A 17961-nucleotide genomic window follows, 5' to 3' on the forward strand; every position below is an offset into this window, starting at 1 on the left:
AATTGCCCCATCCGTTGTTGCCGGTGGGTCGTCCCACCCACCCACCCTTTCTCCCGGGCTCCGCCCGACCCCCACCCCCTCCGGGCTCCGCCCGGCCCCACCCAGGCCCCACCCAGGCTCCGCCCGGGCCCACCCCCTCCGGGTTCCGCCCGCCCAGACTCGGCTTCGCCGCCTTCTATCCAGCGGCCAGTGCGGATCAATCCATAAAGATCTCTAGCAAATAGGCCCAGCCGCTTTTGGCGCCGGCGCGGCGAGAAGCGTCGCCTGCGTAAACGGCGCCGGATAACGGCGAGAAGCCTGGCGTCGGGCTCCGCCCGACCCCCACCCTCTCCGGGCTCCGCCCGACCCCCACACCCTCCGGGCTCCGCCCGACCCCCCCTCCGGGCTCCGCCCGACCCCCGACCCCTCCGGGCTCCGCCCGGCCGCATTTCGGGTTATGTCGGAAGGGTGCGGGTTTCGCCTATGGAGAGGTCCCAGAGGGTGGTGGGGTCCAGGTTGTGGATGGTCCAGGATTGGCGGGTTTCTTCGAGGGGGGCGAGGAGGGGTTCGCCGGAGAGGACGAAGGTGCCCCAGTGCATGGTGGCCATGTGGCGGGCGCCCACGTCGAGGAAGGCTTGCACGGCCTGGTCGGGGTCGACGTGGAAGTTCTTCATGAACCAGCGGGGGGAGTAGGCGCCGACGGGCATGAGGGCGACGTCGATGTCGGGATATCGGATGCCGATCTCTTTGAAGCGGTGGCCGTAGCCGGAGTCGCCGGCGAAGTAGACGCGGTGGTGGCGGGAGGTGAGGATCCAGCCGCCCCAGAGGGTTTTGCAGGTGTCCCAGAGGGCGCGCCGGCTCCAGTGGTGAGCGGGCACGAAGCTGAAGGTGACGTCGCCGAGGCTGGCGGACTCCCACCAGTCGAGTTCGGCGACGTTGCGGAAGCCGCGGCGGGTGAACCAGCGGGCGAGGTTGGCGGGAACGAAGATCGCGGTGTCTTTGGGCAGGCGGCGGATGGTGGGCGCGTCGAGGTGGTCGTAGTGGTTGTGGCTGATCACGACGGCGTCGATGGGCGGCAGGTCGGACCAGGCGACGCCGGGCGGGGTGAGGCGCGGCCGGATGCCGGGGATCTTGCGCGCCCAGACGGGATCGGTGAGCACGGTCAGCCCGCCGAGCTGCAGAACGAAGGTGGCATGCCCGACCCAAGTGATCAAAGCCTCGGTTCCGGTCGGACGGGGAAGCTTCGACCGATAGACCGGAATCAGGTCAACATCCCCGATGTCCGTACGGAATCCTCCGTGCTGGACCACGGTGACCACTTCGAGAAAGCTGGCGAGCGGAGCGGTCAAGCGGTCGGCGAAGCCGTTGGGCCAGCGGCGTACGGGCGGGCGGCCAACGTGCGGGAGGGCTTCCGGCCGGATGGTGTACGACATGGGTGCTCTCCCGTCGGTTAACGACCACTCCCCTGTGATGATCCCCACTGGACCGGAAATATGCCTCCACCGACCGATGTATGTGACAAACCATCCTTAATGCGGAGATGCCCTCCTCCATCGGGGCGGACACCGCCGATAACCCCCGTCCTCCAGATTGGCCAGCCGCTCGAACACGTTCCAGGCCGCGATATCCCCGCAGACGGCGACCGAGACGACCAGCGACAGCGGATAGAGGATCAGCATCGGCAGCCCGATACAGGCCACATATTGCGAGGCATGACGCGACTCATGCGCCAGAAGCCTGCCGTGAAGAAATCCATCCGGATATTTGGTCAGAACCACGTTTCCCACGGTGAACGCACTGGCGATCGGAAAAGGTATGCGATAGCCATGGGCGTACACCAGGCCGAATTCGCCTTTTCTGGTGGTTGCGCCGCCGATGCGCGCGATGAGCAGCCCGGCCGGAGTGGAGAGGTTCACCCAGTTGACGACCCGGCGGACCCGATACCAGGTCCCCGGCCGCACGACCCGCACCATGACCGCATTCTACGATCAGGCCAGGCCCGGCATCAGAACCGGCGATAGCGGCCTTCGTGGTAGAGCAGGGGCTCCCCGTCCCGGGGCGTGCCCACGTGCTCGACCGCGCCCACGATGATCGTGTGATCCCCGCCGTCGTGCACCCCCGTGGTACGGCATTCGAGCGTCGCCACCGCATCGTCCAGCAAGGGAACCCCGAGATAGCCGCGATGATGCGGACGGTCGGCCAGCTGCCCCTCCAAGGGCCGGCCGCGGTGGGCGAAGAAGCGGGAGACCTCCTCGGCGTCCTCGGCCAGCACCGAGACCCCCCAGACCCCCGCCTTCAGCACCGAGTCATGAAAACGGGCGATCTTCTCCGCGCAGAACAGCGCGAGCAGCGGATCCAGGGAGACCGACGCGAACGAGTTGACCGTCATCGCGTGGTCCACACCCGCGTCCACGGTGGTGACGATGGCGATCCCGGTGGCGTACCGGCCGACAACCTTCCGGTAAAGATCCCTATCTACGTCCACATGGGTCACTTTATTCGGACATTTTGCCGCAGTAACCAGGAGACCCCCGTGGACGGGACCAAAAGGACTGCCACTACCAAGGCGACCGTACAGCCATATAGATAGACATATCCCGAGACGTCTGCCGCGATGGTCAGGTCGCCCTCCGGTCGCTGCCCGGCCAGTCCCAGCGAGACCGCCAGCCACCCCACGGACGGCACCAGCGCCGCCAGCCGCGTCCCCATCAACCGGCCCATCCCGTACGGCACCGCCAGCAGCAGCAACACCCATCCGATCGCCGCCACGGGCACGTCGAACACGTACCACGAATGACTGAATCCACCCAGAACCCCGAGCACGGCCCCGAGCACGATCAACGTCCCATACGCGGCCCCGGTGACCGCCGCCTGGAAACCAGCCGTGATCACCGGTTTCTCGGTCACCTCCGGGGCGACAGCGCCCATCATGCGCCTGACATTAGCCGATCCCCGCGAACAGACAGTCCTCCCGCCCGTACGGCTCACCGAGGCCTCCCGCCTCGACCGGCGCGCCCGCCCCCGCAGGCCCCGGCGCCCCACTCCACAGGATGAAGTGCTCGACCCCGTACGCCTCCTGCCCGATGTCGTTGGACAGCGCGTACCAGGGCGCCCGCACCGACACCTGGGTGGCGTGCGCCCGCAGCCCGGCCAGCTTGGCCTCCAGGTACGGCCGGGCGTCGATCTCCGTGGTGATCTCCCCGTCGGCCGCCCCGAACGGCAGGTCCTCGACGGACTTCACGGTCAGGAAGCCGATCTCCGCCTCGGGCACGCTCTCGGACGCCCGTTTCATCACCGACGTGGCCATGGCCGTGTGGTAGAACTTCGCGACCTCCAGCGGCGTGCCCCGGACCATCTCGAAGGCCCGCCAGGCCACCCGGTTCGCCTTGATGTGATCGGGGTGCCCGTAGAAACCGTACCGGTCGTAGGTGACCATGACCTGGGGCCGTACCTCGCGGATGACCTCCACCAGCGCGGACGCGGCCTCGTCGAGATCGGCCTTCCAGAAGCAGCGCGGATCGCGGTTGCTCGCCACGCCCATCATCCCGGAGTCCCGCCAGCGCCCGGCCCCGCCGAGGAACCGGTGGTCGGTCACGCCGAGGGCCGCGCAGGCCGCCGCCAGCTCGCCGATCCGGTACGGGCCCAGCGCGTCGTCACGGTCGGCGGCCAGGTGGGCCAGCCCGGGCGGGATGATCTCACCCTCCTCGCCCAGGGTGCAGGTGACCAGGGCCACGTGCGCGCCCTCGGCCGCGTATCTCGCCATGGTCGCGCCGGTGCCGATGGTCTCGTCGTCGGGGTGCGCGTGCACCAGGAGCAGCCGCCGGTCAGTCATGGCCCGAGCCTAACTGGCACTATGTGGAACTATGAGTGAGAGCTTCCCCAGACTGCACGCCCGCACCCGGCGCTTCACGCTCGGCGTGCCGCGCGGCTTCACGATCGCCCCGGACCGTGTGCTGTTCCTGCGCGGCAAGACGGGCGTGGACCCGGTCACCTGCCTGTGGGAGCTCGACCTGGCCTCGGGTGAGGAGCGCCTGCTGGTGGACCCGCTGACGCTCGGCGGGGCCGAGGAGAACCTGCCGCCGGAGGAACGCGCCCGGCGTGAGCGGGCCCGCGAGTCGGCCGGCGGCGTGGTCGCCTACGCGGCCGACGCCACCGCGCGCCGCGTCGTGTTCGCCCTGTCCGGCGCGCTGTTCCTGTGGGAGGCGGGCGCGGTGCGCGCGCTGGCCACCCCCGGTTCGATCATCGACCCCCGGCTGTCGCCCGACGGCGCGCGGGTGGCGTACGTGACCGCCGGCGCGCTCCGCGTCCAGCACGTGGACACCGGCGAGGACGTCGAGGTGGCCGCCGAGGAGGACGTCACCTACGGCCTGGCCGAGTTCATCGCGGCCGAGGAGCTCGGGCGCATGCGCGGCTACTGGTGGTCCCCCGCCGGGGACGCGCTGCTGGTGGCCCGGGTGGACGAGGCCCCCGTGAGGCGCTGGCACATCGCCGACCCCGCCAACCCCGACCGCGAGCCCAACGTCGTGGCCTACCCGGCCGCCGGCACCCCCAACGCCGAAGTGACCCTCTTCCGGTACGACCTGGACGGCTCCCGGGTCGAGGTCCCGTTCGCGCAGGAATACCTCATCAACGTGACCTGGGACGCGCACGGCCTGTGCCTGGTGACGCTCTCCCGCGACCAGCGCAGCATGCTCCTGCTCCAGGTCGACCCGGCCACCGGCGCGAGCACGGTGGTCCGCGAGGACACCGATCCTGCCTGGGTGGAGGCCATCGGCGGTGTGCCCGGGCACCTCCCCGACGGCTCCCTGGTCTGGGTGGCCGACGCCGACGGCGGCCGACGCCTGGTGATCGGCGACCAGCCGGTCACCCCGCCCTCGCTCCACGTCCGCGAGGTCCTCGACGTGGACGGCGAGACCGTGCTCTTCCAGGCCAGCGGCGAACCCACCGAGGTCATGCTCTGGACGTACGCGCGGGGCACGCTCACGCCGGTCGTCACCGAGGCCGGCGCCTACACCGGCCGCCGCGCCTCGGGCGTCACCGTCGTGGCCGGCCAGACCCTCAGCACGGAGGGCACCTCGGTCCGGGTGCTGCGCGAGGACGGCACGGCTCTGCCGATCCGCTCGGTGGCCGAACGCCCCGGCCTGGACCTGCGCGTCTCCCTGGTCAGGGCGGGCTCCCGCGGCCTGTCCACGGCCGTCCTGCTGCCCTCCTGGCACGTGGAGGGCTCCGCCAAGCTCCCCGTCCTGATGGACCCGTACGGCGGTCCGCACGGGCAGCGGGTCATCGCCGCCCACCGGCCCTACCTGGAGTCCCAGTGGTGGGCCGAGCAGGGCTTCGCCGTCCTGGTCACGGACGGGCGCGGCACCCCGGGACGCGGTCCCGCCTGGGAGCGGGAGGTCCTGCACGACTTCACCGTCACCCTGGACGATCAGGTGGACGCCCTCCAGTCGATGCCCCACCCCGACCTGGACCTGACCAGGGTGGCCATCCGCGGCTGGTCCTTCGGCGGCTGGCTGGCCGCGCTCGCGGTGATCCGCCGCCCCGACGTCTTCCACGCCGCCGTCGCGGGCGCGCCGGTCACCGACTGGCGCCTGTACGACACCGGCTACACCGAGCGCTACCTGGGCGACCCGGCGGAGGGCCACTACGAGCGTTCGTCCCTGCTCGCCGACGCGGAGAAGCTGGAACGCCCGCTGATGATCATCCACGGCCTGGCGGACGACAACGTGGTGGCGGCGCACACGCTGCGCCTGTCCTCCGCGCTGCTGGCCGCGGGACGCCCGCACAGCGTGCTGCCGCTGTCCGGGGTCACCCACATGACCCCGCAGGAGGTCGTCGCCGAGAACCTGCTCCACCTGCAGCTGGACTTCCTGAAGAAGGCCCTGGAGAGCTGACTAGCGGGACTTCCCGTGCCAGCTGTCCCAGAGCGCGGCGTAGGCTCCCTTCGCGGCCACCAGCTCGTGGTGGGAGCCCAGCTCGCTGATCACACCGTCCTCGACCACGGCCACCCGGTCGGCGTCGTGGGCGGTGTAGAGCCGGTGCGCGATGGCGACCACGGTCCGGCCGTCCAGCACGGCGGCCAGTGACCGCTCCAGGTTGCGGGCCGCGCGCGGGTCGATCAGCGAGGTGGCCTCGTCCAGCACCAGCGTGTGCGGGTCGGCCAGGACCAGCCGGGCCAGCGCCAGCTGCTGGGCGTGCGCCGGGGAGACCGTCGCGCCGCCGGAGCCGACCATGGTGTCCAGGCCCATCGCGTCCACCCACTCCCAGGCGTCCACCGCCTCCAGGGCACGGCGCACCTCGGCGTCGGTGGCGTCCGGGCGGGCGATCAGCACGTTGTCCCGCAGGGTGCCCCGGAACACGTGGTGCTCCTGGGTGACCAGGGCGACGTGGCCGCGCAGCTCGTCCAGCGGCAGGTCCACCAGCGGCGCGCCGCCCACCGTCACCTCGCCGGTACGGGGACCGTGGATGCCGGCCAGCAGGCGGCCCAGCGTGGACTTGCCCGCGCCGGACGGGCCGACCATGGCCAGCCGCTCACCGGGACGCAGGGTCAGGTCGATGCCGTGCAGCACGTCGTGGCCGTCGCGGTAGGCGTACCGCACGTCGGTGGCGCGCAGTTCCTCGCCCTCGGCCCGGACGCCGGTGACGACCCGGTCGTCGCGGACGTTGGCCACGCCGAGCAGCCGCGCCATCGAGGCGCCGCCGACCTGGAGTTCGTCGATCCAGGAGAGCAGGCGGTCGAGCGGGTCGATGAGCTGCTGGACGTAGAGGATGGCGGTGGTGACCTGGGCGATGGTGGCCCAGCCCTGGATGTAGAACAGGCCGCCGACCAGGGCGGTGGAGACCACCGGGATCACGTAGCCCAGCTCCACGGCGGGGAACCAGACCATGCGCAGGCCCAGGGTGTACCGCTCGGCCGCGAACGAGCGGGCGATGTCGGTGTCGGTCCTGACCCGGCGGCGCTCGCGCAGGCCCAGCGCCTCCACCGTGCGGGCGCCCTCCACGGTCTCGGCCAGGCCCTCCGTCATGTCGGCGTAGGCGGCGTTCTCGCGGAGGTAGCCGTCCCTGGCGCGCTTCAGGTACCAGCGGGTGGAGATCCACAGCAGCGGCACGGCCACCAGCGACGGCAGCGACAGCAGCGGCGCCACGATCAGCAGGCCGCCCAGCATGAAGACGCCGGTGACGACCGCGATCAGCGTCTCCGGCACGGCCTGCCTGACCGTACGGGAGAGCGCGTCCACGTCCCGGGAGGTCCGGGTGATGAGGTCGCCGGAGCCGGCCCGCTCCACGGTGGACAGCGGCAGCGCGAGCACCCGGTCCACGAACTCCTCGCGGAGCTCGGCCAGGACCCGCTCGCCCAGGGCCGAGGAGGCGTACACGGCGAACCTGGTCAGCACGGCCTGGGCCAGCACGAAGCCGGCGAAGGCCAGGACCAGCGTGTCCACGTCGATCGTGGTGCCCTCGGCGACCGCCTCGACCAGGTCGCCCAGGAAGATCGGGCCGGCCAGGCCGGCGATCGCGGCCAGCACGTGCAGGCCGAGCGCCCCGCCCAGCTGCCTGGGGTACTTCAGGGTCAGCCGCCGCGCGTAGGCGCGCACCTGCGCCCGGTCCGCGACGGGCAGGATCTGGCGCGCCATCAGTCTTCCCCCCGGGTGACGGTCGATCGGTAGCCGGAGTCGGCCGCGAGCAGCTCGCGGTGGCTTCCCTCCGACCTGAGCCTGCCGTCGGCCACGTAGAGCACCAGGTCGGCCCGGTCCAGGACGAGCGGGCTGGTGGTGCAGACCAGGGTGGCGCGTCCCGCCCTGGCCTTGCCGAGCCGTTCGGCGATGCGGGCCTCGGTGTGCGCGTCCACCGCGCTGGTGGGCTCGACCAGGATCAGGATCTCCGGGTCGGCCAGCAGGGCCCGGACCAGCCGGAGCCGCTGCTGCTGGCCGCCGGAGAACTCCCGGCCCGCCTCGGCTATCTCGGTGTCCAGGCCTTCGGGCAGGGCCGCCACGATGTCCTCGGCGCAGGCGGCGTGCAGGGCGCGGGCGATGTCCTCGTCCGCCGCGCCGCCGGTCACGTCCAGTTCGGTACGGAGCGGCCCGGAGAACAGCTTGGCCGCGTTGTCGGCGACCAGGACCCGCGACCGGAACCCGGCGAAGTCCAGGTCGGCCACGGGCACGCCGTCCAGCGTCACCGCGCCGGGCTCGTCCTCCCGGTAGTGGCCCAGCCGGTCGGCGATGGCGACGGCGTCCTCGGGGTCGTCGGCGGCCAGCGCGATCAGCAGGCCGGGCCGGACGACCACGCCGGACTCCCGGTCGGCCAGCGGCCCGTCCGGGACCGGCAGCGTGCCGCCGGTGATCTCGGGGTCCAGGTTGAGGATGCGGCAGACCCGGCGGGCGGCCACGTGGCCCTTGGTCAGCTTGTCTGCGGCCTCGGTCAGGGTGCGCAGCGGGGCGATCAGGAAGACCGCGTACCCGTAGAAGGACACCAGTTCGCCGCCGGAGATCCGGCCGTCCAGGGCGAAGTGCGCGCCGAGCCAGGTGACGGCCGCCACCAGCACGCCGGGCAGCAGGATCTGCAGGCCCTCCAGCAGCGACTCCATCGAGGCGACCCGGACGCCGGCCCTGCGGGTCTGCTGGGACTCCTCCCGGTACCGGTCGGCGAAGACCTGCTCGCCGCCGATGCCGCGCAGCACGCGCAGGCCGACCACGATGTCCGCGGAGCGGGTGGCCATGTCGCCGTACAGGTCGCGCTGGCGCTGCTGGCGGTGGTGCAGGGGTTTCAGCAGCGGGCCGACCGCGACGGCCATCACGGGCACGCCGATGAGCACCATCAGGCCGAGCGGGAGCGAGCTGGACAGCAGGATCACGGTCACCGCGGCGATGGCGACGACCGCGCCGCTGCCGCGCAGCATGATGTCCACGGCGTTGCCGATGGAGGCGATGTCGGAGTTGCCGACGCTGACCACCTCGCCGGTGGACAGCCGTTTGGGCAGGGTCGCGCCCAGCCGGGTGGCCTGGCGGCCGGTGAGCTGCACCGTGCGGTAGGCCGCGCTCAGCCAGTTGACCACCGCGAACCGGTGGCGCATCACACCCGCCAGCGCCTGCACACAGCCCAGCCCGAACAGCGCGCCCGACCACCACACCAGGGCGCCGGCGTCCTTGGCCGTGAAGGCGTTGACGGCCGCGCCGATCGTGTACGGCACCATCGCCTGCCCGAGCCACCACAGGATCGCGTACGCGATGCCGACGGTCAGGGGACGCCACTGGGAAACGGCGATCCACCACAGGTACCGGACCGGGCTGCGGGTGTCTGGTGTGCCGGGATCGGCTACTGGTAATGCGCGCATGACCTCTAAAGACTCGCAAGTTCGCAGGTCAATCGGCAAATGATTTTCCGGTCGCCGGGCGCGACAGAAAAGATCTTACGACGTCAACCAGGGTTGACATCCACCGACATGTCAACCTACATTGACATACATGAATGAAACAGCGCAGCTGGCCACCGACGCCAGCAGCAGGGACCCGGCCGTGGGCCTGCGGGCCGTACGCGCCCTGCGGACCCTGGTCGACCGCCTGGAGGCGCTCCAGGTGGAGAACGCCCGGGACCAAGGCTGGTCCTGGCAGGACATCGCGGTGCTCCTGGACGTGAGCAGGCAGGCCGTGCACAAGAAGTACGCCGGGGGCCGCGGCCTGTTGAGACGGGAGAAGTGATGTTCGAGCGATTCACCGACGAGGCCCGCCAGGTGGTCAAACACGCCAGGGACGAGGCCCGTCGCCTCGCCCACCAGCACACCGGCACCGAGCACATCCTGCTCGGCCTGCTGGCCGACCCGCGGGACCCGGCCGCCCTGGCCCTGCGCGGCCTCGACCACGCGGGCGCCGAGGCCGCCATCGAGGCCGTCGTCCGCAGGCCCTGCCACGGCGAGGAACTGGACGCCGACCTGCTGGGGACGCTCGGCATCGACCTGGACGCGGTCCGGGAGAAGATCGAGGCCAGCTTCGGCCCCGGCTCGCTCGACCGCGCGCCGTTCCGCACCAAGGGCGGCGCGCTGGTCAGCGGGCGGCACCTGACCTGGACGCCCAAGGCCAAGAAGGCCCTGGAACTCTCCCTGCGGGAGGCCCTGGCCCTGAAGAGCAAGGAGATCAACACCATCCACCTGCTGCTCGGCCTGATCCGCGAGAACAGCGGCCTGGCCATGCGCATCATCGTCGACCACGGCCTGGATCCGGACGCCATCGCCCGGACCCTGCGCGTCCCCCAGACCGGCCCTTAACCCCGGACCGGCCCTTAACGCGAGGCCTTGAGGAAGTCGGCGTTCATCCGGGCGATAGTGTCCAGCGAGATGCCCTTCGGGCAGACCGCCGTGCACTCCCCGGTGTTGGTGCACCCGCCGAACCCCTCCAGGTCCATCTGCTCGACCATGGCCTTGGCCCGGGACGCGCGCTCGGGCTGGCCCTGCGGCAGCGACCCCAGGTGAGTGATCTTGGCGGCGGTGAACAGCGACGCCGACCCGTTCGGGCAGGCCGCCACGCAGGCCCCGCACCCGATGCAGGTCGCCGCGTCGAACGCGTCGTCCGCGTCTCCCTTCGGCACCGGTACGGCATGCGCGTCCGGCGCCGCCCCCGCCGGCACCGACACGAACCCCCCGGCCTGGATGATGCGGTCGAACGCCGACCGGTCCACCACCAGGTCCTTGATCACCGGGAACGGCGCGGCCCGCCACGGCTCGACGGTGACCGTGGCGCCGTCCGTGAAGTGGCGCATGTGCAGCTGGCAGGTCGTGGTGGCCTTCTGCTCGCCGTGCGCGACGCCGTTGATCACCATGCCGCACATGCCGCAGATGCCCTCGCGGCAGTCGTGGTCGAACGCGACCGGGTCGTCCCCGGCCAGGATCAGCCCCTCGTTGAGCACGTCCAGCATCTCCAGGAACGACATGTCCGGCGAGATATCTTTGACGTGATATTTCACCATTTTGCCTGGTTCGTCTGGGTTGGGCTGACGCCAGATCTTCAGGGTGAGGTTCACTTGTAGCTCCGCTGGCTCATGGTGACGTACTCGTAGTCCAGGTGCTCCCGGTGCAGGACCGGGCCCTCCGGGGTGTGCTCCCAGGCCGCGACGTAGGCGAAGTTCTCGTCGTCGCGCAGGGCCTCGCCGTCGGCGTCCTGGGACTCGGCCCGGAAGTGGCCGCCGCAGGACTCGGTGCGGTGCAGCGCGTCCAGGCACATCAGCTCGGCCAGGTCGAAGAAGTCGGCCACCCGCCCGGCGCGCTCCAGCGCCTGGTTGAGCTCCTCGTTGACGCCCGACACCTTCACGTTGCGCCAGAACTCGGCACGCAGCTCGGGGATGCGCTCCAGCGCCTTGGTCAGGGACGCCTCGGTGCGCTCCATGCCGCAGTAGTCCCACATGAGCTTGCCCAGCTCGCGGTGGAAGGAGTCGGCGGTGCGCTCGCCGTCCACGGCCAGCAGCCGCTCGATGCGGTCCCGTACCGCGATCTCGGCCTCGGCCACGCTCACCTCGTCCACCGGGCCGAAGTCCCTGGACCCGGCGAGGTAGTCGCCGATGGTGGCGGGCAGCACGAAGTAGCCGTCGGCCAGGCCCTGCATCAGCGCGGACGCACCGAGCCGGTTGGCGCCGTGGTCGGAGAAGTTGGCCTCGCCGACGACGAACAGGCCGGGGATGGTGGACTGCAGGTCGTAGTCCACCCACAGGCCGCCCATCGTGTAGTGCACGGCGGGGTAGATGCGCATCGGCTGGGCGTACGGGTCCTCGCCGGTGATGCGCTCGTACATCTCGAAGAGGTTGCCGTACTTCTCCTCGACGGCGGCGCGGCCGAGGCGGGCGATGGCGTCGGCGAAGTCCAGGTAGACGCCGAGGCCGCCGGGGCCCACGCCGCGGCCCTCGTCGCAGACGTTCTTGGCGGCGCGGGAGGCGATGTCCCGGGGCACCAGGTTGCCGAAGGCCGGGTAGATGCGCTCCAGGTAGTAGTCGCGCTCGTCCTCCGGGATGTCGGCGGGGCGCCGGGTGTCGCCGGCCTCCTGGGGCACCCAGACGCGGCCGTCGTTGCGCAGCGACTCCGACATCAGAGTGAGCTTGGACTGGTACTCGCCGGAGACCGGAATGCAGGTCGGGTGGATCTGCGTGTAGCAGGGGTTGGCGAACATGGCGCCCTTGCGGTGAGCGCGCCAGATCGCGGTGGTGTTGCAGCCCTTGGCGTTGGTGGACAGGAAGAACACGTTGCCGTAGCCGCCGGTGGCCAGCACCACCGCGTCCGCCAGGTGGCTCTCGATCTCGCCGGTGACCATGTCGCGGACCACGACGCCGCGGGCCCGGCCGTCGCTCACGATGAGCTCCAGCATCTCGTGCCGGGCGTGCATGGTGACCGTCCCGGCCGCGATCTGCCGCTCCAGCGCCTGGTACGCGCCGAGCAGCAGCTGCTGCCCCGTCTGCCCCCGCGCGTAGAAGGTACGGGACACCTGGGCCCCGCCGAACGAGCGGGTGTCCAGCAGGCCGCCGTACTCGCGGGCGAACGGCACGCCCTGGGCCACCGCCTGGTCGATGATGTTCACGCTGACCTGCGCCAGGCGGTACACGTTGGACTCCCTGGCCCGGAAGTCGCCGCCCTTCACCGTGTCGTAGAACAGCCGGTAGACCGAGTCGCCGTCGCCGCGGTAGTTCTTGGCCGCGTTGATGCCGCCCTGCGCCGCGATGGAGTGCGCCCGCCGGGGCGAGTCCTGGTAGCAGAACGAGGTGACCTGGTAGCCCAGCTCGCCGAGGGTGGCCGCGGCCGACCCGCCGGCCAGCCCGGTGCCGACCACGATCACGCTGAGCTTGCGCTTGTTGGCCGGGTTGACCAGCCGGGCCGCGAACTTGCGCTTCTCCCAGCGCTCCTCGATCGGCCCTTCTGGGGCTTTGGTGTCGCGAATGGGCTCGCCCTCGCGGTAGTTCACTGCACAGCTCCGATCATGATCGCGAAGGGCACGCAGAGGAAGCCCAGCACCAGCGCCACCGACAGCAGCGTCGCGGACAGCTTCAGCTGGGGACGCCAGCGGGCCAGGCCGAGCGTCTGGAAGGCGCTCCACAGGCCGTGCCGCAGGTGCAGCCCCACCATGACCACGGCGACGACGTAGAAGAGCGTCACGTACCAGCGGCCCGGCGCGAACCCCTCGATCATCCGGGCGTACGGCGTGGCCGCGCCGCCGGCGGGGTTGACCACGCCGAAGGTCAGGTCCAGCAGGTGGTAGACGACGAAGAGGGCGATGGTGAGGCCGCCCCAGCGCATGATGTGCACGACGTACCCGCCGGCCTGGGAGCGGCGGCGGGCCGCGTACCGGACCGGGCGGGCCGCGGCGGCGCGGCGGTAGAGCGCCACGGCCGACCAGATGTGCAGCGCGATCGCGACCACCAGCCCGATCTCGGCCAGGGTGAGCAGGCCGCGTTTGGGCAGCAGCGGGTAGCCCACCTCGCGCAGCCAGAGCGCGTACCCGTTGAACGACTCGGCGCCGGCGAAGGCCTTGAGGTTGCCGGCCATGTGCGCGATCAGGAAGGTCACCAGGATCGCCCCGGTCACCGCCATGACGGCCTTCTGACCGGTGGAGGTGGCGAAGAACCCGGGCTTGCGCGGCCGCCGGGGCGACGGCGCGGATGTCGAGGCGGGCGGCTCGACGGGCTCGATGGGGGAGGTCGCGGCTCCCCGTTCGATGATGGCGGTCACACTCCGGACGGTAGGAACGCCACCTGGGTGACGTCCAAGTCATCAAGGATCTGGTTTCGATAGCCGGTGGCTATGAGGTCTGGCCCGCCGCCGGTGGCGGATCCGGCGACCCGTGCCAATGCGAGCAATCTCACACCCGTACCCTTGGGAAACGTGCAGCTTCAGCAGCTCGCGTCGTTCGTGGCGGTGGCCGAGACCCGGCATTTCACCCAGGCCGCCGAACGTATGCGGGTGGCCCAGCCCTCGCTGAGCAAGCAGATCAAGGCGCTGGAGGCCGAGCTGGGCGCGCCGCTGTTCAGCCGGGCCAGGGGGAACGTGACGCTGACCGCGGCCGGGGAGGCGCTGCTGCCGCTGGCGCGCCGCATGCTGGCCGACGCCGAGACCGCGCGACGCGAGGTGGCCGAACTGGCCGGGCTGCGGCGCGGCCGGGTCCGGCTGGGGGCGACGCCGTCACTCTGCGCCGGGCTGCTGGCGGACGCGCTGGCCCGGTTCCACGAGGACTACCCGGGCGTGGAGATCCAGGTCGAGGAGGGCGGCTCGCGGGACCTGGTCCGGGCGCTGGCCCGGGGGCAGCTGGACCTGGCGCTGATCATCCTGCCGCTGCAGAGCGACGATCCGGCCCTGGTGACCGAGGAGATCCTGCGGGAGACCCTGGTGGTGGCGGCGCCGGCGCATCTGGCGGGGCGCAAGCCGTACCTGCGGATCGAGGATCTGCGGCGGCGGCCGCTGGTGATGTTCCGGCGCGGCTACGACCTGCGGGAGGCGACCCTGGCGGCCTGCCGCCAGGCCGGCTTCGAGCCCAGGTTCGCGGTGGAGGGCGGCGAGATGGACGCGGTGCTGCGCTTCGTGGAGGCCGGGCTCGGCGTGGCCGTGGTGCCGTCGATGGTGCTGGACGGCAGGCCCAACCTGGCCGGCACCCCGCTGCTGCCCGGCCTGATGCGGACCGTCGCGCTCGCGCACCGCAAGGACGTGGCCCCGACCCGGGCGGCGCAGGCGTTCCGGGCCACCCTGCTGTCCTTCCTGACCGAGGCCACCCGGGAGGGCACCCTTCCCGATGGCGTCGAAGCGGTGACCTGATCTCGCTATATTTGGGAGGCCCCTCCCGAAAGAGGCGTTGGTGCCGACACTCTCGCATGGTCTGCCGGACCTCCTGACGCTCCTCCTGATCGAAGACGATCCCGAGGACAAGTTCCTTGTCGAGGAGTCGCTGGCTACTGCGCGCAAACCGCCGAAGATCATCTGGGCGCGCAGCCTGGCCGAGGGGCGGGAGCGCTTAACCGCCGAGGTCTCGTGCGTGCTCGTGGATCTGTCGCTGCCCGACGCGACCGGCCTGGAGGCGCTCGAGTACGTCCTGCGGATGGCCCCGGACACGGCCGTGATCGTGCTGACCGGCCTCAACGACGTCCACGTCGGCGTGGACGCGGTCTCCGCCGGAGCCCAGGACTACCTGCTCAAGCAGGACGTGGACGGCCCGCTGCTGGCCCGCGCCATCCGCTACGCCATCGAGCGCAAGCGCGGCGAGCAGGCCCAGCGCGAACTCGTCAAGGAACGCCTGCTCAGCGCCGAGGCCGCCCGGCTGGAGCACGGCCTGCTGCCGGTGCCCATGCTGCGCACCGAGGCACTCGCCCACGACACCTGCTACCTGCCGGGCTCCCGCCAGGCCGGGCTGCTGGCCGGCGACTTCTGGGACACCGTGCAGACCCCCGACGGCGCCGTGCACGTGCTGGTCGGCGACGTCTGCGGGCACGGCCCCGACGAGGCCGCGCTGGGGGCGGCGCTGCGCATCGCCTGGCGCACGCTGACCATCGCGGGCCTGGACGGCAACCGCCTGCTCGCCACCATGGACACCGTGCTCCGCCACGAGCGCAACTCGCCGGAGATCTTCACCACGCTCTGCAGCGCCACCATCGCGCCCGACCTGTCCAGCGCCCGGTTCTACGTGGTCGGTCACCCGCCCCCCGTGCTGATCCGTGCCGGTGAGGTGAACGTGGTCACCGACACGCCCTCGGGGCCGCCGCTCGGCATCTTCCCGGAGATGCGGTGGACGCCGGTGGACCTCACGCTCGGCCCGGACTGGTCGCTGCTGATCTACACCGACGGGCTGATCGAGGCCACCGTCGGCGGCGGCAGGGACCTGCTCGGCACCGACGGCCTGATCGGCCTCATCCGCGAGCAGGGCGGCGTCGACCTGGACCGGCTGATCGCCCGGGTGAAGGAACTGCACAAGAACGACCTGACCGACGACCTGGCCGCCGTGGTCCTGTCCAGGAGATGACGTGACCAGAATCGAACCACTGCCCCCGCCCCGACCGCCCAGCGGATTCGGCCGGCTCCGGGCGGGCCGGTGGTTCCTGCTGGTCGGCGCCGCGCTGCTGCTGGCCTTCACGGCGGCCATCCTGGCGACGCTCTCCACGCTGACCGAGACCCGCGACTCCCGCGTCTACATCATCGACGTGATCGACCCGCTGGTCCTGCACACCCTGGAGCTGTCCACGGCGGTGACCACCGAGGAGAGCGCCATCCGCGGCTACGGCCGTACCAACGAGGAGTCCTTCCGCGCCGAGTACGCCAGGGCCAGGACCGCCGAGACGGCGGCCGAGAACGCGATCAAGGCGCTCATCCCGCAGGAACCGTCCCTCGGCCTCGACCTGACCCGGGTGCGGACCGCCATCGAGGCCTGGCGGCGGGACTACGCCGACGCCATCGTCCGCAACGTGCCCACCCAGGGCCGCAACACGGCCGCCCAGCTGGCCGAGGTCAACAGCGTCAGATTCGGGGCGGTCCGCAACGCTCTCGCCGACCAGCAGAAGCACCTTGAGGAGCTGCACCGGGCCGGCAGCCACCGCCTGGAGGAAGGCTGGGACACCTTCTACCGGGCGCTCGGCGCGCTCGCCGCGCTGCTCGTGCTGTCCGTGATCCTGTTCACCCTGCTCGTCCGGTACGTCGTGCTCAAGCCGGTGGCCCGCCTGGCCGAACAGGTCAGGCTGGTCTCCCAGGGCGACTTCGACCACGAACTCCGGGTCACCCACCCCGCCGAGATGGCCGAGCTGTCCGGCCACGCCGACGCCATGCGCCGCCGCATCATCGCCGAATGGCGCAACACCTCCCGCGCCCAGCGCGCCCTGGAGGATCAGGCGGCCGAACTGCGGCGTTCCAACGGCGAGCTGGAGCAGTTCGCGTACGTGGCCAGCCACGACCTGCAGGAGCCGCTCCGCAAGGTGGCCAGCTTCACCCAGATGCTGGAGCAGCGGTACGGCGACCAGCTGGACGACCGGGCCAAGCAGTACATCAAGTTCGCCGTGGACGGCGCCAAGCGCATGCAGCTGCTCATCAACGACCTGCTGGACTTCTCCCGGGTGGGCCGGGTGAGCAACGAACGCGAGCCGGTCTCCACCGAGGAGATCTTCGCCACCGCGGTCGGCAACCTGGCCGCCCCCATCGAGGACACCGGCGCCACCGTCACCCACGACGAGCTGCCGATGGTCAACGGCAACCGCCTGCTGCTCACCCAGCTCTTCCAGAACCTGATCGGCAACGCCGTCAAGTTCCGCTCCGAGGCCCCGCCGATGATCCACATCGGCGTGCGCAGGGACGGCGACATGTGGGAGTTCTGCTGCGCCGACAACGGCATCGGCGTCGACCAGAAGTACGCCGACCGGATCTTCCTGATCTTCCAGCGCCTGCACCCGCGCGACGTCTACCCCGGCACCGGCATCGGCCTGGCGCTCTGCCGGAAGATCGTCGAGTACCACGGCGGCCGGATCTGGCTGGAGAAGGAGCCGGACACGCCGGGGACCGTATTCCGCTGGACTTTGGAGGCCACCGATGAATGATCTTCGCTGGATCGACGTGCTGCTGGTCGAGGACGACCCGGGTGACGTGCTGCTGACCCAGGAGGCGTTCGAGCACAACAAGGTCCGCAACAAGCTGCACGTGGTCAACGACGGCGAGCAGGCGCTGGCGTTCCTGCGCCGGGAGGGCGACTACACTGACGTTCCTCGGCCCGATCTGGTGCTGCTGGACCTGAACCTGCCGCGCAAGGACGGCCGGGAGGTGCTTGAAGAGATCAAGGACGACCCGGAGCTGCGGTCGATCCCGGTCGTGGTGCTCACCACCTCCGAGGCGGAGGAGGACATCCTCCGCAGCTATCGGCTGCACGCCAATGCGTACGTGTCCAAGCCCGTGGATTTCGACCAGTTCATCCGCGTGGTCCGGCAGATTGATGACTTCTTCGTGACTGTCGTCAAGCTTCCGGGGAACTCGTACCGGGGCACGTGACAGGAATC

At 70.9% G+C, this 17961-nt stretch carries 17 protein-coding genes; 7 read left to right on the forward strand and 10 right to left on the reverse strand.

All coding sequences use genetic code 11. The features are described 5' to 3' along the window. Nucleotides 1-434: 434 nt before the first annotated feature. The 5 genes from Aph01nite_RS30670 to mshB form a co-directional block, all read right to left on the reverse strand. Nucleotides 435-1412: an MBL fold metallo-hydrolase gene (locus Aph01nite_RS30670; RefSeq protein WP_204044522.1), complete on the reverse strand. Its 978-nt coding sequence runs from the start codon at nt 1410-1412 to the stop codon at nt 435-437. A 96-nt stretch (nt 1413-1508) separates the two neighbouring features. After that, nucleotides 1509-1952 carry a hypothetical protein gene (locus tag Aph01nite_RS30675; RefSeq protein ID WP_204044523.1) on the reverse strand — a complete coding sequence of 148 codons (444 nt, stop codon included), beginning with the start codon at nt 1950-1952 and terminating at the stop codon, nt 1509-1511. 32 nt (nt 1953-1984) lie between these two features. Beyond that, complete coding sequence (locus Aph01nite_RS41740) at nt 1985-2464, reverse strand: flavin reductase family protein (protein WP_239162106.1); 480 nt, start codon at nt 2462-2464, stop codon at nt 1985-1987. A gap of 5 nt (nt 2465-2469) precedes the next feature. Next, nucleotides 2470-2910 (reverse strand): DUF6113 family protein, encoded by a 441-nt coding sequence (locus tag Aph01nite_RS41745; RefSeq protein ID WP_239162107.1) that lies wholly within the window; start codon nt 2908-2910, stop codon nt 2470-2472. A 10-nt stretch (nt 2911-2920) separates the two neighbouring features. Further along, nucleotides 2921-3811 (reverse strand): N-acetyl-1-D-myo-inositol-2-amino-2-deoxy-alpha-D-glucopyranoside deacetylase, encoded by an 891-nt coding sequence (gene mshB / locus Aph01nite_RS30685; protein WP_204044525.1) that lies wholly within the window; start codon nt 3809-3811, stop codon nt 2921-2923. 31 nt (nt 3812-3842) lie between these two features. Between mshB and Aph01nite_RS30690 the strand changes: the two genes are divergently transcribed. Further along, a complete protein-coding gene (locus Aph01nite_RS30690; RefSeq protein ID WP_204044526.1) occupies nt 3843-5873 on the forward strand; it encodes a S9 family peptidase in 2031 nt (676 codons plus the stop codon). Here the strand turns inward: Aph01nite_RS30690 and Aph01nite_RS30695 are convergent, their stop codons facing one another. Further along, nucleotides 5874-7613: an ABC transporter ATP-binding protein gene (locus Aph01nite_RS30695; protein WP_204044527.1), complete on the reverse strand. Its 1740-nt coding sequence runs from the start codon at nt 7611-7613 to the stop codon at nt 5874-5876. Further along, on the reverse strand, nt 7613-9310 hold the full coding sequence (locus Aph01nite_RS30700) for an ABC transporter ATP-binding protein (protein ID WP_204044528.1): 1698 nt from the start codon (nt 9308-9310) through the stop codon (nt 7613-7615). Before Aph01nite_RS30700 ends, Aph01nite_RS30695 begins: the two co-directional genes overlap by 1 nt. A 130-nt stretch (nt 9311-9440) precedes the next feature. Between Aph01nite_RS30700 and Aph01nite_RS30705 the strand changes: the two genes are divergently transcribed. Both Aph01nite_RS30705 and Aph01nite_RS30710 read left to right on the forward strand, forming a co-directional pair. Beyond that, nucleotides 9441-9674: an RNA polymerase subunit sigma-70 gene (locus Aph01nite_RS30705; protein WP_204044529.1), complete on the forward strand. Its 234-nt coding sequence runs from the start codon at nt 9441-9443 to the stop codon at nt 9672-9674. After that, nucleotides 9674-10237 carry a Clp protease N-terminal domain-containing protein gene (locus Aph01nite_RS30710; protein WP_204044530.1) on the forward strand — a complete coding sequence of 188 codons (564 nt, stop codon included), beginning with the start codon at nt 9674-9676 and terminating at the stop codon, nt 10235-10237. The genes Aph01nite_RS30705 and Aph01nite_RS30710 overlap by 1 nt, the downstream gene beginning before the upstream one ends. 14 nt (nt 10238-10251) lie before the next feature. Here the strand turns inward: Aph01nite_RS30710 and Aph01nite_RS30715 are convergent, their stop codons facing one another. The 3 genes from Aph01nite_RS30715 to Aph01nite_RS30725 are packed head-to-tail and all read right to left on the reverse strand — an operon-like array spanning nt 10252 to nt 13675. Further along, nucleotides 10252-10989 carry a succinate dehydrogenase/fumarate reductase iron-sulfur subunit gene (locus Aph01nite_RS30715; RefSeq protein ID WP_204044531.1) on the reverse strand — a complete coding sequence of 246 codons (738 nt, stop codon included), beginning with the start codon at nt 10987-10989 and terminating at the stop codon, nt 10252-10254. Beyond that, nucleotides 10986-12911 carry a fumarate reductase/succinate dehydrogenase flavoprotein subunit gene (locus tag Aph01nite_RS30720; RefSeq protein ID WP_204044532.1) on the reverse strand — a complete coding sequence of 642 codons (1926 nt, stop codon included), beginning with the start codon at nt 12909-12911 and terminating at the stop codon, nt 10986-10988. The genes Aph01nite_RS30715 and Aph01nite_RS30720 overlap by 4 nt, the downstream gene beginning before the upstream one ends. Beyond that, entirely contained in the window at nt 12908-13675 is a 768-nt protein-coding gene (locus Aph01nite_RS30725) for a succinate dehydrogenase cytochrome b subunit (protein WP_204044533.1), read from the reverse strand. The genes Aph01nite_RS30720 and Aph01nite_RS30725 overlap by 4 nt, the downstream gene beginning before the upstream one ends. 153 nt (nt 13676-13828) lie before the next feature. Between Aph01nite_RS30725 and Aph01nite_RS30730 the strand changes: the two genes are divergently transcribed. From Aph01nite_RS30730 to Aph01nite_RS30745, 4 genes are read left to right on the forward strand one after another with little or no spacing between them, the layout of a single operon-like run. Next, the gene (locus tag Aph01nite_RS30730) at nt 13829-14752 is read left to right on the forward strand and encodes a LysR family transcriptional regulator (protein WP_204044534.1); all 924 of its coding nucleotides are present in this window, start codon (nt 13829-13831) and stop codon (nt 14750-14752) included. A gap of 40 nt (nt 14753-14792) precedes the next feature. Then, nucleotides 14793-15950 (forward strand): PP2C family protein-serine/threonine phosphatase, encoded by a 1158-nt coding sequence (locus tag Aph01nite_RS30735; RefSeq protein ID WP_239162108.1) that lies wholly within the window; start codon nt 14793-14795, stop codon nt 15948-15950. Nucleotide 15951: 1 nt separating this feature from the next. Continuing rightward, a complete protein-coding gene (locus tag Aph01nite_RS30740; RefSeq protein ID WP_204044536.1) occupies nt 15952-17508 on the forward strand; it encodes a sensor histidine kinase in 1557 nt (518 codons plus the stop codon). Next, nucleotides 17501-17953 carry a response regulator gene (locus tag Aph01nite_RS30745; protein ID WP_204044537.1) on the forward strand — a complete coding sequence of 151 codons (453 nt, stop codon included), beginning with the start codon at nt 17501-17503 and terminating at the stop codon, nt 17951-17953. Before Aph01nite_RS30740 ends, Aph01nite_RS30745 begins: the two co-directional genes overlap by 8 nt. Nucleotides 17954-17961: the final 8 nt, after the last annotated feature.

The sequence above is a fragment of the Acrocarpospora phusangensis genome, assembly GCF_016862995.1.
Taxonomy (GTDB): Bacteria; Actinomycetota; Actinomycetes; order Streptosporangiales; family Streptosporangiaceae; genus Acrocarpospora; species Acrocarpospora phusangensis.